The sequence below is a fragment of the Sphingomonas sp. AAP5 genome, assembly GCF_004354345.1.
In the GTDB taxonomy this organism is placed as follows: domain Bacteria; phylum Pseudomonadota; class Alphaproteobacteria; order Sphingomonadales; family Sphingomonadaceae; genus Sphingomonas; species Sphingomonas glacialis.
In genome coordinates this window covers 2,774,441-2,788,714 of sequence record NZ_CP037913.1, presented here as the reverse complement: position 1 = coordinate 2,788,714, position 14,274 = coordinate 2,774,441, and the positions used below count along the sequence as shown (strand labels likewise).

The 14,274-nt window shown below is 61.3% G+C and carries 13 protein-coding genes; 2 read left to right on the top strand and 11 right to left on the bottom strand.

Annotation, left to right across the window (positions count from 1 at the left end; genetic code table 11):
* Window positions 1–12 precede the first annotated feature (12 nt).
* From E2E30_RS20780 to E2E30_RS12920, 6 genes are all read right to left on the bottom strand, one after another.
* Window positions 13–156: a hypothetical protein gene (locus E2E30_RS20780; protein WP_165954515.1), complete on the bottom strand. Its 144-nt coding sequence runs from the start codon at window positions 154–156 to the stop codon at window positions 13–15.
* Window positions 157–371: 215 nt separating this feature from the next.
* Window positions 372–878, bottom strand: coding sequence for a hypothetical protein (locus E2E30_RS12940; RefSeq protein ID WP_133190430.1), 507 nt, complete (start codon window positions 876–878; stop codon window positions 372–374).
* Window positions 875–1,381 carry a hypothetical protein gene (locus tag E2E30_RS12935; RefSeq protein ID WP_133190428.1) on the bottom strand — a complete coding sequence of 169 codons (507 nt, stop codon included), beginning with the start codon at window positions 1,379–1,381 and terminating at the stop codon, window positions 875–877. The genes E2E30_RS12940 and E2E30_RS12935 overlap by 4 nt, the downstream gene beginning before the upstream one ends.
* Window positions 1,378–1,626 carry a helix-turn-helix transcriptional regulator gene (locus E2E30_RS12930; RefSeq protein WP_133190426.1) on the bottom strand — a complete coding sequence of 83 codons (249 nt, stop codon included), beginning with the start codon at window positions 1,624–1,626 and terminating at the stop codon, window positions 1,378–1,380. Before E2E30_RS12930 ends, E2E30_RS12935 begins: the two co-directional genes overlap by 4 nt.
* Window positions 1,627–2,286: 660 nt before the next feature.
* Window positions 2,287–2,760: a BLUF domain-containing protein gene (locus E2E30_RS12925; protein WP_133190424.1), complete on the bottom strand. Its 474-nt coding sequence runs from the start codon at window positions 2,758–2,760 to the stop codon at window positions 2,287–2,289.
* A 209-nt stretch (window positions 2,761–2,969) separates the two neighbouring features.
* A complete protein-coding gene (locus E2E30_RS12920) occupies window positions 2,970–3,587 on the bottom strand; it encodes an SOUL family heme-binding protein (RefSeq protein WP_133190422.1) in 618 nt (205 codons plus the stop codon).
* A 522-nt stretch (window positions 3,588–4,109) separates the two neighbouring features.
* On the opposite strand from E2E30_RS12920, the gene E2E30_RS12915 reads away from it, so the two are divergent.
* Window positions 4,110–5,024: a cobalamin B12-binding domain-containing protein gene (locus E2E30_RS12915; protein WP_133190420.1), complete on the top strand. Its 915-nt coding sequence runs from the start codon at window positions 4,110–4,112 to the stop codon at window positions 5,022–5,024.
* Between the two features lie 425 nt (window positions 5,025–5,449).
* Here E2E30_RS12915 and E2E30_RS12910 read toward each other — a convergent pair whose 3' ends face one another.
* The 5 genes from E2E30_RS12910 to E2E30_RS12890 form a co-directional block, all read right to left on the bottom strand.
* Window positions 5,450–5,842 carry a response regulator gene (locus E2E30_RS12910; RefSeq protein WP_206365579.1) on the bottom strand — a complete coding sequence of 131 codons (393 nt, stop codon included), beginning with the start codon at window positions 5,840–5,842 and terminating at the stop codon, window positions 5,450–5,452.
* Window positions 5,842–7,620 carry a sensor domain-containing diguanylate cyclase gene (locus E2E30_RS12905; protein WP_133190418.1) on the bottom strand — a complete coding sequence of 593 codons (1,779 nt, stop codon included), beginning with the start codon at window positions 7,618–7,620 and terminating at the stop codon, window positions 5,842–5,844. Before E2E30_RS12905 ends, E2E30_RS12910 begins: the two co-directional genes overlap by 1 nt.
* A gap of 444 nt (window positions 7,621–8,064) precedes the next feature.
* A complete protein-coding gene (locus tag E2E30_RS12900; RefSeq protein WP_133190416.1) occupies window positions 8,065–9,261 on the bottom strand; it encodes a beta-propeller fold lactonase family protein in 1,197 nt (398 codons plus the stop codon).
* A 276-nt stretch (window positions 9,262–9,537) separates the two neighbouring features.
* Window positions 9,538–10,584 (bottom strand): glycosidase, encoded by a 1,047-nt coding sequence (locus E2E30_RS12895; protein WP_133190415.1) that lies wholly within the window; start codon window positions 10,582–10,584, stop codon window positions 9,538–9,540.
* Entirely contained in the window at window positions 10,581–11,348 is a 768-nt protein-coding gene (locus E2E30_RS12890) for an SDR family NAD(P)-dependent oxidoreductase (protein ID WP_206365578.1), read from the bottom strand. Before E2E30_RS12890 ends, E2E30_RS12895 begins: the two co-directional genes overlap by 4 nt.
* A gap of 612 nt (window positions 11,349–11,960) precedes the next feature.
* On the opposite strand from E2E30_RS12890, the gene E2E30_RS12885 reads away from it, so the two are divergent.
* Window positions 11,961–14,258 (top strand): FdhF/YdeP family oxidoreductase, encoded by a 2,298-nt coding sequence (locus tag E2E30_RS12885; protein ID WP_133190413.1) that lies wholly within the window; start codon window positions 11,961–11,963, stop codon window positions 14,256–14,258.
* Window positions 14,259–14,274 lie beyond the last annotated feature (16 nt).

The window sequence follows — 14,274 nt, the reverse complement described above, 5'->3', positions numbered from 1 at the left end:
CGAACTTTCAGTCTAAAAACCTGCCCTTCCGCTGATGCGAAAATCAAAAGTTTTGCATCCCGGATGGCGATTAGTTGCGTCACAGGCGCGCGCCTGCTGCTCCCTGAGGAGGCGGTCGAGCGCGGCGTCGAAGGCGGCATGCGAATCGAGCATCACGAAATGCCCGCTATCCGGTCCGCCCTGGCCGCAGCGGGAGCGCAAGCTCGGGTGACAGTCCGGCGATCGCCCGCCTTCCTCCCGACCGGCACGCTCCGAAGGTGCTGGCGCTCAGCGCCGAAGGCCACCGCTATTGATCGATCGCGGGCGATCGTGGGCTTAGCAAGAATGCCGTTGCCGCGATCGTTGCACGGGCGCGAACAAACGGTGCTCGATCAACGCTCATCGTCCCAGCGCCAGTGCCAGCTTGCATAGGCGGTAGGGGTCGTGGTCAGGATAGTCATCAACAGGAACAGCAAGATCAAGATCGGCCTGGCTGACAATGAGGTGGGCGCGACGGCGAGGGCCCACAATATCGCAAACAGGCCCACGAAGACGGTCGCTGCAAAAACGCCGAAGGTCACGAGATAGGCTTGTGATCGCACAGCCCGGTCCCACTCGTCGACACGTTCGACAAGCGAAGCGGGAGGTTTTAGCGGACCAAAAATGTTCGTAAAATTGCCGATCGCAAAACCCGTCATCAGGGCAGCGTAACCGATCCAATAGCCGTTGCTGACGATACCCTGCGCCGTTGCGATCACAGCGCCGCCGAAGGCTAGTACCAGCGCGAGCGTCGCTGGCCAACGTAATGGTCGGCGACGAAGTGGCTGTTGGCTGAGCGCAGGTATTCCAGTCCAACCGACCAGATCGTCAAGCCGTTCTAGGAGGGTCTTGCGGCTCATAGGGGCTGATCCTCCGGGTCGGGCATGGGCACCATGAATTCGGCGAAGATGATAGGCAGTGTCAGCATCGTCATGACGGTGGCAAAGCCGATGGCGCCCCATTGCCCGCTCGTCATCGGCATCGACCAGCCGGCGCGGTTCGCCGCCACCAGCCACAGGAACACCGCACCAACTGTGAAGACGTCGATCAGGTAAGCACGGCGCATCGCCTCCGACAGCGCATTGCGTTCGAACTCGTCGTAGGTGGCAAAGCCACGCGGGCTGAGCCACGCTTCTCGGCTGAAGGGCGAGCAGAGCGAACTGATGAACAGCAACATGCTCATGGGCATAACATTGGGCACGATGGCGCTCCGCTCGCCGATGCCAAGCATCGCGAAAACGGGGATTGCCAGGACGAAGACGAGGCCGGCAGTCAGCCCCCACCGTACCCAATAGCGCCGTGGGCGCTTGCGCATACTGCCAGCATACCATTTGCGGAAATCATAGCCGTCGCGGTAGCTCATGCGGCGTCCTCAGGATTGGGTCCCGCCCGCAGCGTCTCGCTGAGCGATGGGAAGGGGGCGAGCGAAAAGATGAGATCGACGGGCACGTCAAAATAGGCGGCGATCTTCAGGCCTAATTCGAGACTGGGATTATAGTCGCCACGTTCGAGATAACCGATCGTCTGGGGGTTGACGTCGACTGCCTCCGCCAGCTCTCGGCGCGATACCGAGCGGTCGCTGCGAAACAAGGCGATTCGGTTATTCACAGTGCGAATATAGCCATACGTTGTGTTTACACAATATCCTGATCGGGCTATTTAGCTTCATCTGTGCGCATGGGCGTGATGAAGGCAGACGACCGAGGTCGTGGCCGTCTGATCGGTCTCCGCATGGTGGGTCCCGAAAGCGGTCGGACCGCTCACCACCAGGTCATGCCGTTCATCCGCGAAATTGGCCTGCCTGAAACCGGCCGACGACGGGGTGAACGAATGGCGGAAGTTGGGGGGCGCAAATGGCGGCGTGAGCGTCCACAAATGGGTCGTGCCGGCCGCTAATCACTTCGTCGAAGCCTTGTGATCTCGGTCGTTTCATCGGCACTATTTGCGCGCGTCGAACGTGCCCGCTTCGACCGCGATGGGTCGTGCGATTGGATAGAATTGAGTCATTTAATTTTTACAACTTGGTCAACTGACGGCAGCTATTCGAAAGTCGCCGACCACGACCGGTCTGTCCGCAACCAGCCTCGTCGCAACCGTTTCGCGGATGACTTGGCGATGACCTCTCCGGGCCAATTGCGAGCCGTCTGTTTCGGTCAGAGCAAAGTCTGCAGCTAAGAGCGTGCCGCACTTTATCAGAGGTGCCCTGTGGCCCTTCTGCCGGTTCGGCCCTCTGGGAATTTGGTTCGAGGCCTCCATTAGCTGACTGAGTTAAGTTCGCCCAAGTGTATCCAGAGGCCCCGAAGCAAGGTGCGCGAGAATACGCTTTAGCGCCGCAATGCTGTTTTCATCTTCGGCATCCTCAAGCGCGTCCTGCAGCACCGTGCGGATGTCGTCGGCTCCGACCAGCTCCATCTGCCAATTCGGATACAGACGCTCGCGCTTTTCGACACACCGGTCCAGTTCGACGATGTCGTTATGGCGCGGATCGCTATGAAGGCTCACGATCAGGGTCTCAACCTCGGCGGGCGGGCCCTCGATCCACTGGAAGAAGACGCCGCTGCCGAAAACCAGCACCCCGGTGATGTCGCGGGCGACGTTGCGGCGTTGCGCCCACTCGACCATGCGGCCGACCTCAGCGTCGTCGACGCCTTCGGCGGCACGACTGCAGTAGACGAAAGTCGCCAGCGTGGGCGCGGCATCATCCACGTAAGGGTCGCGTGGAAAACCGTATTCGTCGAACATAGGTTAGCTCGCTTTGTCTATGCCGGGCAGGTTGGGCGGTTCGGTCGGTCAGCGGCAGGTTAGCGCCTCTTTTTCATTTGTGTAAGGAAGCATAGGAGCCCGATCCCTGCTCCGGGCGAACGACGGCTTTTCCGCAAGGCCCGAATACGACGGAAAAGCAGAGTTTGAGGCGGGTTACGCCGCAGCGGTTAGCCACACCAACCCGGCCGTCACCCTACCGCGATCATCACCTCGTTGCGCCGAAACGGCGGCGCTACGAACGGCGAGTTGTAGAAGGCAATCACAACATCGCCGGTCGCTTCGAGGCCCCGCGCTGACAACCACTCTCGCAGTCGCATCTCCTGTTCGGCGAGCCTTGTGCCACTGCCGAGGCCGGCGAAGCGGACCACCGCCATCCGGCGCGCGGGGAGTTCTGCAGCGGTGACGCCGTCGGGCATATCGGGCAACGTCGCTGCGGTGAAGCGCGCAGGCATCACGAAGCGCGTGCGCCAGGCATCCATCGCGCGGTCCGATAACACTGGCGCGGTCATTGCGATCTTTTCGCGCTTGTTGCCGAAGATATACTCCGCCAGCCGTTGAAATCCCGCTTTGAGTGCGACGCTCCGCTCGGCGAGGACGGCGGTTTCCACCACGAGGATGGCGGCATAATCGCGCAGCTCGAACGCACCGTCTTTCTCGACGACTGTATAATCAGGCTGTTCGAGATTTCGTTCGTACAAGCCCAACCCTCCGGTCACGAGCGTTGCAAGGCCAAGCCCAAGAGCGCCCCAGCCAAGAATGTTGTGCGTCTTCATGTCACGCTCCAATACTGAGCCGGTGTAGATCAACAGCCTATCCGACTACTACAGCCTCGCAGACCTTGAACCATCGCCAATTTGGGCGAGGCATGCGCGACCGCTTTGATGATCGTCCGAAGCGCCAGCGGAGGGATGCGTTTTTGGCGTGCGTTGACGACCGGCTGTCTTAGCCGCCCATTGGAGTTGCGATGGGCCGCCGGGACTAGATTTCCGTTCTCTCGGCAATGGCAAGCCGCTGGCCAACGTCGGGTGATCCGCCATAAACGAATTTGGCCCTAGCCGTTCGGCAGGGGATCGGCACGACCGCGATGAACCAACCTAGACGCGCGCTCCGTGCTTTCATCGCTCTCGATCCTGAGCTTGGCCAAACAGCATTAATGCCGCCCAGCTACCGTCAAGATGAGGTTTGCATTGATCCGTATGAAGCTGCGCGCCGTGCCCTTGACGCTCCGGGTGGCGGTGCCGCGGCAAGGTAAGGTATCGACACCTGCCGTCTGATGTGTTGATCTGAGATATTGCTATCGTCACAAGAACGAAGCGCGGAGAAACCTCATGGGGCCGGCGAGTAGGGCGTTAGCGAGACCAGCAATCGACCGTCACAGCTTAAAACGGCTTGAGACGCACTTCATCGCTCCGGAGATTTATCGCCGGGAAGACGTCGCTGAGCGCCACGCGAAGCTGGCGCGAATCGTATCGAACGAGATCGTCCCGCGGCTGCTTAGGTTGCACGCCGAGGCCGTTCCGGCTGCCCCGCCAGTCACGCTCGTTATCAAGACGCTGGCCCCGACGAGCGCCGACATCACCGGCCTCGCGGACATCGTGCTCGGCAGAGATCTGGATGCAGCCGCCGCGTACGTGCTGATCCTGCGCGATCGCGGACTTTCGATGGAGACCTTGTTCCTCGAGCTGCTCGAGCCCACCGCCCGCCTACTCCGCGAGATGTGGGACCGTGACGAGTGTTATTTCATTGATGTCACCTTGGGCGTTGCCCGGCTGCAGAAGCTGCTCGCGATCTTCAACGACACCCATATCCTATCGTCGCTGGACGAGCGTCGCCATGTCCTGATGGTAATGACGCCGGGCAACCAGCATTCCTTCGGGGTCAGGATTGTGGAGCGGTTCCTGCTGGCTGCCGGTTGGCAGGTTCGGACCGAGCTTGAGGGAACGTCCGAGGACATCGCCGACATCGCCAAGAACACGTGGTTCGCGGTTGTCGGGTTGACGGCGGGGTCGGAACGCCAACTCGAGAGCATGCGCACCACGATTGCGCAGATACGTCGAGAGTCTCGCAATCAGACGGTCGGCATCATGGTGGGCGGGCCAATGTTCACGGCGAATCCGGCGCTTGCCCAAGATGTCGGTGCGGACGCTACGGCGCCGAATGCGCCGTCCGCAGTTATTGTCACACAGAAACTATTCGATCTCGCGGCGACCGAATTTCGGGACACCACGCGGCAGCAGGCCTGACCCCTTATCTCGAACGGTAGCGATGGCGCGCCCGTCGAAGCAGGCGGGGTGCCCTTGCAAGCGTCGTCACAAGGCCGATCCGGAAGAATGAAAGAGATCACGAACCAGACACCTTTGGAACAAACACAGCAGATCAAGATATGAACGAACGGCTGGGTTTAGGAGGCAGCGGCGTGTTTCCACATGTCCAAAGGTGGGTTTCCTGAGGCCAATTCTTTGACCTCTTACGCGCGTCTTGGCTTAAGTCGTGGCAGCCTGGAGAGGCTGGAATAACGAAAGCACAAAGCGAGGACGTTTTGAGGAAAAGCGGTCCGCGGACGAATTGGTGTTCGACAATCAGCTAGCGACGCGGGCTACAGTTGCGCAGGCGTTTGCTGAAAGTAGCACCGTCTCAGCCCATCTGTGGCGCGGTTAATGGTGGCAATTCACACGATGAGCGCGCCTCCAGCGCCAAGCATCTCGCCGATGCAGTTGAACAGCTCGTCCATGACGACCGGCTTACCGAGGACTCGGTCGGCGCCAGAGCGTAAGCAGCGGGCCGTGCCAGGCCCCGAACCCTCCGCAGTGACTACTACAATCGGAATGTCCGCCTTCGCGTCGCCCCGCCCGCGTATGCGCTCAATAACAGTGTGACCATCCATGCCGGGCATTCGCAAATCGACCAGAACGCAGTCGAAGTCTTTGGCGTCAAGCTGGGCAAGGCCGTCCTCGCCGCTCACGCATTCGTCGGTCACTCCTCCGGCCACGTGCAGCATGTCGCTAAGGACCCGTCGGTTAAGTGCGTCGTCCTCAATGCAGAGAAAACGCAGCTGCTTCATCACGCCGCTAGCCGCAGCCGATTTCGACCGTCCCTTTTTGCCTGATAGAGCGCCGCATCCGCGCCGCGTAATACCTCCTCTGCGCCTGAAACGTCGATCGAGGCCAGCCCGCCGCTAGCCGTCACGCGCACAGGGCGCCCGTCGACCACGATTACCATCTCGGCGATGGCAACTCGTAGCCGCTCGCAGACGATCATTGCCTGATCGAGCGAAGAGTGCCGAAGGAGGACGGCGAACTCCTCGCCCCCGATTCGGCTTACGACGTCGTCGCCCCGCAGAGTCGCCATTGCGATGCGTCCGAATTCACGTAGCACGCGGTCGCCCGCTTCATGTCCATAGTGGTCGTTCACATGTTTAAAGTGGTCGAAGTCGAAAATGGCGACGCACCCGAACAACGGCTGCAGCTCCGTGTTTTCGACTAGCCTGTCGAGTTCCAGCTGGAATGCTCTGCGGTTAGGAAGCTGGGTCAGGGGATCAGTCAACGCTGCGTGAAACAGTTGCGCCTCAATCACCTTGCGGTCGGATATGTCGCGAAGCACGCTGACGACGCCTTCCACGGCCCCGGCGTCGTCGCACACTGCGCGGCTGTGGGTCTCGAACCATCGTTCAGCGCCGTTTGCGGTGAGCGCTCGGTATTCGAAACTTACCATCGCGCCGCCACTGCACAGCGTCAGAATGTGCGACTTGGCCGCTGACGGGCGATCTTCCGGAACAACGAGCAGCGCAGCGTTCTGCCCCACAAGGTCCGAAGGCTCGAACCCGCCCAACTGCGTTATGGATGGCGAAACGAAGCGGACCCGGCCATCGACGTCGAGATTGAGGATAATGTCCGTCGAGTTGTCGGCCAACATGCGATAGCGCGCCTTGCTGTCTCGCAGTTCGCGGATCAGGTTAGTGCGCCTCGCGAGGTCGGCCGAGATTGGCAGCACGGTCAGTACAGTCGCGGCGAGATAGAACTGGAGAAACTGCATGTGGTCGCCCATTGTCCCATGCAGCAGGCTGATCGGTCCCAAACCTTGCAAGGTAAGGCTGCATCCGACAATTGTCAGGAGAACGACCGACATGGCGGCCGTAAGCGCCCCGCCACGGAACGTAGCGAAGATCACGGGAAGGAACGGCAGAAACAGGAGCGGCATGCTGTCCTGATCGAAGACGGCGAAGCTCGTGCCAACCACAAGAAACAGCAGCACTGCCGTCTCCCCTGCGCGCTTGCGAGTCGTTGCCCTGATCCACCCACGGAGGTCATGTCTGAAGAGGAGCATGAATACGGGCGTAAACGTCAGCGACCCAAGCGAATGGCCCGCGAACCATCTCGCGAATGACGCGCTGAAGTCTGCGCCAATTACGATCGAAGCAACCGACGCACCGCCGACGCCGCTCACGGCAGGCGCGAGCATCCCGGTTGTAATGACAAAGCCCGCCAGCCAGCGCATCGACTCCAGCGGATGCTTCGGTATCTGGATATGTCTTAACAACGTGGCGGCGATGACGGCTTCGGAGAGGTTGATGATCGCCAGTGGCACCGCCGCTGCTCCGCCAAGTCCGAATAGCGCGGTCACCGCCGCGCCCGCGCTTCCGCAAGCTAGCAGATGCGCGGGCCAAGCGCTTGGCCTCAGCGTTGCCAGCCTCGCGATGAGGAAAGCAGTAGCAACCCAGAGGAAAGCCACTCCACCGTCGAAGCGGGTGGTTGTAACGGTCGCTGCTGCGACGACAAAATAGCCGGCAGATGTCGCGATAACCGATTTCGTAGCGATCTGATTTGATGTCTCGCCGCCCATACGATTGGCCTACGCCGAGAAGGTAAAGATGAAGTTCTGGGGGAAGCCGCCTCAGCGCTTTCTTATCAGACAGCCAAAGAATCGCGACCGCCTCATCAATCCGCCCGACCGGACAATCGTAAAATGGGTTCCGCGTTTCGGCGTAAAACCATTCAGATAAGACCTAACCTCGGACATCAAAGAATCGACCGATTACGAGCCGCTCGCGGTGGATGAACTGCAAGAGTCCTCCCGGTCGCCAAGCCCACCCAACAGCGCGCTCAACTCGATCGAGCGTCCGTTTTCGCGACTCTTGGTAAAATCAGCGAGGCAGACATTTCGATGGGGCGCACGAGGGTAGCGGTTTGCGTTAGTTCGGCAGCATCATTGGAAGATGATCCAACGTCCACTGTTGGGAAGCCGAAAGCACGCTGCGAGTGACCGGGATTGGATCCTGTTGAACCGTCATTGAGGCACGATAAGCTGCACCTGCCCACCATTGTAGTCGGTAAGAAACAGCATTTTATCGCCATCGGCGACGCTAATTGAGCGTGGAAAGTAAGTTGCCGCCAAGATCGTCGTTGGAGCCGACCCGCTCGGCGACGAATCGAGCAAAGCGAGGTTGCCAGTCGCCTTCGCCCCTGCGAACCGGTTAGAGTTCGCCACCGCCAAGCGTTTGCCGTCCGCGAACAGTGCCAGTCCGACCGGCGCCTTTCCGCCACTGTCCCTTGCACCAATAAACGCGTGCGCAGGGTCGGATTCCAGAAGAGCAGATGAGAAGGCGAGCACCTTATCGTCACCACGAGCCGCCACCCATACCGTTCGCCCGTCCGGTGAGACCACCGTTCGTACCGGCGAGCAGCCCGCCGCGCTGGCCAAGATTACCGCATCGACACCGCCTTGCTCGGCTTTCGCAACATCGACGACGGACAAAAGTCCGAAGGGCTGCTCTGGTCCGTCGCCCTGCCGGCAGCCACCATGGGCGAGAGCTGGCATCCGCCCATTGGCCGCTCGTGCACCCGGCTTTGCCACTTCGCTGGTCACGTAAAGCCGCCGACCGTCAGGTGAAAGGGCTACTCCCGCCACCGCAGCGCCCCCCGTCGCGATCCGGCCAACCAGCTTGCCTCCTACGAGAACGCCATTCTCGTCATAAGATAAGGCGAGCACTCCAACGTTGCCCCGAACGTCGTGTCCCCCTGCATCTTTAGCCGCCACCCCATACTCGTTGGCGACGAAGGCGAAGCGTCCGTCGGACGTGACCGCGACATCCAGGCTACCCTGCCGTGATGATTTACTGCCGAGCGGCACGGCTACACCCTTGGCCTTGCAACTCGCTGACACCGCTGTACGGTCAAACAGGAACACGCCTGCGTCACCTGCCGCAACAATCAATGATTTGCCGTTGGGCGTGGTTGCCAAGCCCATCACCTGCGGCGCATCGACGGGCTGAAGGCAGCGAAATGTCAATCTGGTGGGGGATGGCCCAGAAAAGACCAGCAGGCCTGTTTCGCTGCCCGGCCGTCCGTTGGAAGTAACCGTGACAATCAGGCCGTCTGCGCTCGGCAGTGCCGTGAAGGGATGGCCCTTCGTCGCCAACGGGGGGGCGGTCTGAGCAGCGGCCATGCTCGCCGGCAGCAGGAAAGCAAGTAACGCTAAACGCATCGGTCCTCCCGGATCGTTAGTAGCCGTAGCCGGGCCTGAGTATACGCGGCCCTTCAGAAATCTTCAGCAGCTATCTCCGGCTTTCAACACGAGATGCTCAGAAGCGAGGCAACATCGGATTCTGGAGCTGAGCTGAAGGCGGTAAACCGGGGTGAACGAATGGCGAGTGTTGGGGGACGAATATTAGGCCTTGAGCGTCTACGATTGGGGCTTGTCGCGCCTTTCGCCCTGAAAGGTGTCTTTCTGATATGAGTCTTCCATGTTCGCGAACTGATTTCAGCTACGCTTCAGCCTCGCTCGCGACAAACGCCGGTCCTCAAGGGAATAGTATAGCCAGATTTCGCCGTCTCGACTGATGACGGAGGCGGCGAAAGCGATGTCGCTCGCCGTCCGGTCGGGTACCGGCGGCGGGGTGATCAGCGGCTCGATGCAGCGGTCGATCACGCGCGTCAGCTTGCGGTCGAATGCCACCCAGCCGATCCGCCAGCGCGCGTCGTGGGTCGCGCCGTTGTAGAACATCACCGGCATCTCGGGATCATCGAGCAGCATCGGTCCGGTCGAAAGGTGCCAATTGTCCCACCCATCCTCGCGCGGCATGAACGGCGTCGGCTGCTCGTCCCATGGCCCATCCACCTTGGGGCCGATCGCCAGGCCGACACGGCTCGCCTCGTCGGCGGCATATTCGTAGAACAGGCTCCACCGCCCATCCTTCTCGCGATAGACGGTCGCCTCCTTTGTGTTGCCGAGCGACTTTGTGGAGGCAATCGCAACGCCGCTCTTCGCGAGTTTGTCGACGCTCGGCCCGGCGGCATAGAACATCTCGCTATGCGCCAAGTCGGCCTCGACGCCGGTATAATAGACGACGTAGCTGCCGTCCTCCATCTTCACCACGGTAGGATCTTCCACCCCGCCCGCATCCTTTTCGCCGACGGCGCCGGGCACGATTGAAGGCTGGTCGAGCATCGCGAAATGCACGCCGTCGTCGCTCCAGCCGGCCCAGATGATGCCCGTGTCGGTCATCGGCTCGCCGGGCTGCGTCACTGCGCGCACCATGATGCCGAAGCGGCCGTCCGGCTCCAGCCAGACATACGGGCTCATGAGGTCGCGCGCCATGAGTAGCGGCGGCCCCATCAGGTGGATGTCCTGCAACTCCTGCACGTTGAAATCGACCGCGTTGGACGACGGATAGACCAGTACCTTGCGGTCGCCGGTCACGCTGTCGGCGGGCAGGCGCGACCGGACGATTGGCACGCCGGGCGCGATCTCAGACTGGTTCGTGGCGCCGGCCGCCGAGGAGGGGGCCGCGGGCTTGCCCCCGATCATGCGCCGAGTGCCTGCATCAGCGACAGGCCCCCGTCGATCACGATCTGCGCGCCGGTGATGTACGACGCCTTGTCCGAGGCCAGGAACACCGCGAGATCGCCGACCTCTTCAGGCCTTCCCGCCCGATCCATCGGGATGTTCTGTTCCATCGTCTTTCGATAGACAGGATCGGCGCTCGCGCGCTTGTTCATCGGCGTTAGAATCATACCTGGCTCGATCGCGTTCACGCGGATGCCGTTGGGCGCCTCCTCGATCGCGAGCGTCTCGATCAGATTGGTCAAGCCGCCCTTGGCCGCGCAATAATCCGCCCCGCCGGCGCGCACCGCATAGGCGTGGATCGACGATATGTGGACGATCGCACCCGGCATGTTCGCGGGTCGGTCTCGGACGAACCGGCGCGAGGTAAGGAACGCGCCGGTCAGGTCAGTATCGAGCATGCGCTGCCATTGCGGCATCGTCATTTGCCGCACCGGCACACCCGCCATGTTGATTCCAGCAGAGTTGACCAGCACGCTCACGAGCCCGAACGCCTCCTCCGCTTCCGCGAATGCCGCCTCCACAGATGCCTCGTCGCCAACGTTGCACTGGACCGCAATCGCCTCGCCACCTGCCGCCTTCACCTTGGCGACGGTCTCGCTTCCGTCGTTATGGGCATCGTGGAACAGCACCACCACCTTGTCGCCCAGCGCTCCGAAAGCGATCGCGCACGCCGCGCCAATCCCACTCTCAGCGCCGCTCACCAATACGCACCTGCCGTTCGCCATCGCGTTACCCTTTTTGAATCTCTTCCGATCGTATCGGCGCGAGCTTCAACACGAGCCATTATCATCTTTGTCATGTCGCTACCGGCAAGCCGCCTGGCAGAAGAAGATATGAGCGTCAGCTGCCGCCTTCCGACTTAAGGATCGTGCTCAAAGCGGCCGCTCGGCCAACATGGACGAACGGTCGATTTCGGGAAGCTGGAAATGCACGATTACCGGCGGCTTATGGGTCAGCTAGACCGGAAGCACTGTTGCTTAACCGCGCGTAGGCTTCGGTGACGCAACTACCGCCATGGCTCAGCCCAGCAAGGTACGGCGGCTAAGTTTCTCGCTGACAGAAATCTGCAGCGGCAGCCGCTGGCCAGTCCGATTAAGGCGCTGAGGGGGCTTGCAGAGCAGGTTGGAGCGCATTCTAACAATTTCATTAGAATGTTCGAATGCTTTGCCTAATTGCCAAATTTCTGATCACTATGAGCCCGTCACGTCTGATGCGACTGCCAAGATTATTCGTGGGAACAGGGTGGGCTCTTTGAGCCTTGGACGCCATTGGCGTTTCAACGTTAGACCCCCGGGAGTGTACGGGCTGGCATCTGAACCGAATGAAGGACCGTATCGATGACCGACCAGAAGGACCTCCCACACGACACCGGTCCAGCAGGCGGTTGGGGTTCGATGAAGGGGATCTCGCAGATTTTTGGCGAGACTTGGCCCGCGGGTGGGGCGGTGCGCAGCCTCGGCCGGTTGAACAAGCCAAAGGGCGTGATGTGCGTGTCGTGCGCATGGCCGAAGCCGGCCAATTATTCCGCGTTCGAATTCTGCGAGAACGGCGCCAAGGCGACGATGTGGGAGTTGACCAAGGATCGTTGCACGCCCGAATTCTGGCAGGATGAGGGGCACTCGGTCACAGCACTGCGCGATTGGAAGGATCATGATCTCGAAAAGACCGGGCGGCTGACGCATCCGCTGCGGTACGACGCCGCGACCGACCGCTATGTCGCGGTGAGCTGGGACGAGGCGTTTGCGGCAATCGGCAAGACGCTCCAGTCGATCGATCGCGAAAGCGCGGTGTTCTACGCGTCGGGCCACGCAGGACTTGAGGCCTCGTATCTCTATGCGCTGCTGGCGCGGACCTACGGCAACAACAACCTGCCGCAGAGCTCGAACATGTGTCACGAAACGACCTCGGTCGGGCTGACCAAGGTGATCGGCTCGCCGGTCGGGACGATCGTCTGGGACGATCTTGCTGAAACCGACGCGTTCTTCTTCTTCGGGCAAAATCCCGGCACCAACAGCCCGCGGTTCCTGCATCCGCTCAAGGACCTGAAGGATCGTGGCGGCAAGATCGTCACGTTCAACCCGGTGATCGAGCAGGGCCTGGTGTCGTTCGTCGATCCGCAAAGCCCCGCGGCGATGCTGACCGGCAAGGAGACCAAGATATCGGATCAATATCATCAGCTGAAGGCGGGTGGCGACGTCGCAGCGATCCTCGGGCTGTGCAAGTGCGTGGTCGAGGCCGACGACGCGGCCCGGGCGGCAGGCAAGGCCGAGGTGATCGACCACGCCTTCGTCAAGCAGCACACCACCGGTTTCGACGCCTTCATCCAATCGTGCCGCGACGTGACCTGGGCCGAGATCGAGCAGGAATCGGGCCTGACCGAGGCGGCATTGCGTGACGCCGGTGCCGTCTACATTGCCGCCGAAAAGGTGATCGGCGTGTACGGCATGGGTCTGACCCAGCACACGCACGGCGCGCTCAACATCGCGATGCTGGTCAACCTGCTGCTGCTGCGCGGCAACATCGGCAAGCCGGGTGCGGGCTGCTGCCCGGTGCGCGGGCACAGCAACGTGCAGGGCCAGCGCACCGTCGGGATCGCCGAAAAGGTCAAGCTCGTGCCGCTCGACAAGCTCAAGGCATTGTTCGGCTTCGATCCGCCGACCAAGGACGGCATGAACATTGTCGAGGCGGTCGAGGGTATGTTCGCGGGCGAGGTCCGCGCGTTCGTGTCGCTTGGCGGCAACCTCGTCCGCGCTGTGCCCGACCAGAAGCGCATGGAGCAGGCGTGGGCGGCGCAGGATCTGACCGTGATGATCTCGACCAAGCTCAACCGCAGCCATCTTTTTCCGGCTAAGCAGGCGTACATCTTGCCGTGCCTGGGCCGGTTCGAGGTCGACGAACAGGCGACCGGCAACCAGTCGATCACCACCGAAGACAGTTTCTCGATGATCAGCGCGTCGGTCGGTCATACCGCGCCGGTGTCGGACATGGTGAAAAGCGAGCTCGCGATCGTCACCGGCATCGCAAAGGCCACGGTCGCCATGTCGCCCGGGTTGAAATGGGATGAATGGACAGCTGATTACGGGCTCGTCCGCGACCTGATCGAACACACCTATCCCGACGACTTTCGCGATTACAACGCGCGGATGTATGAGGCTGGCGGCTTCTACCGAGGCAATGGCGCGCATGAGCGGATCTGGAAGACGCCCGAAGGCAAGGCGGTGTTCACAACGCCAGGCCAGCTGAATTCGCTCGGGTTCAAGGATGCGCCGGGTCGCTACCGGTTGATCACGATGCGATCGAACGACCAGTTCAACACGACCATCTACGGCTATTCGGACCGCCTGCGCGGGCTGGAGGGTTCGCGCGATATCGTGTTGATGAGCCCCGAGGATATCGCAGAGCGCGGGTTCCACGATGGTCAGCGCGTGACGCTGGTCACTGATGTCGACGCCGACGACGATGTTGGCCAGGATCGCCGCCTCGGCGGGCTGACGCTGACCGCTTACAAACTGCCGCGCGGGACGATTGCGTCCTATTATCCCGAGTGCAACGTGCTCGTCCCGATCGGCCACCATGATGAGCTGTCGAAGACGCCGGCCTCGAAATCGGTGCCCGTCCGGGTCGAGGCGGGCTGAGCGCCCGGCCCGCAGG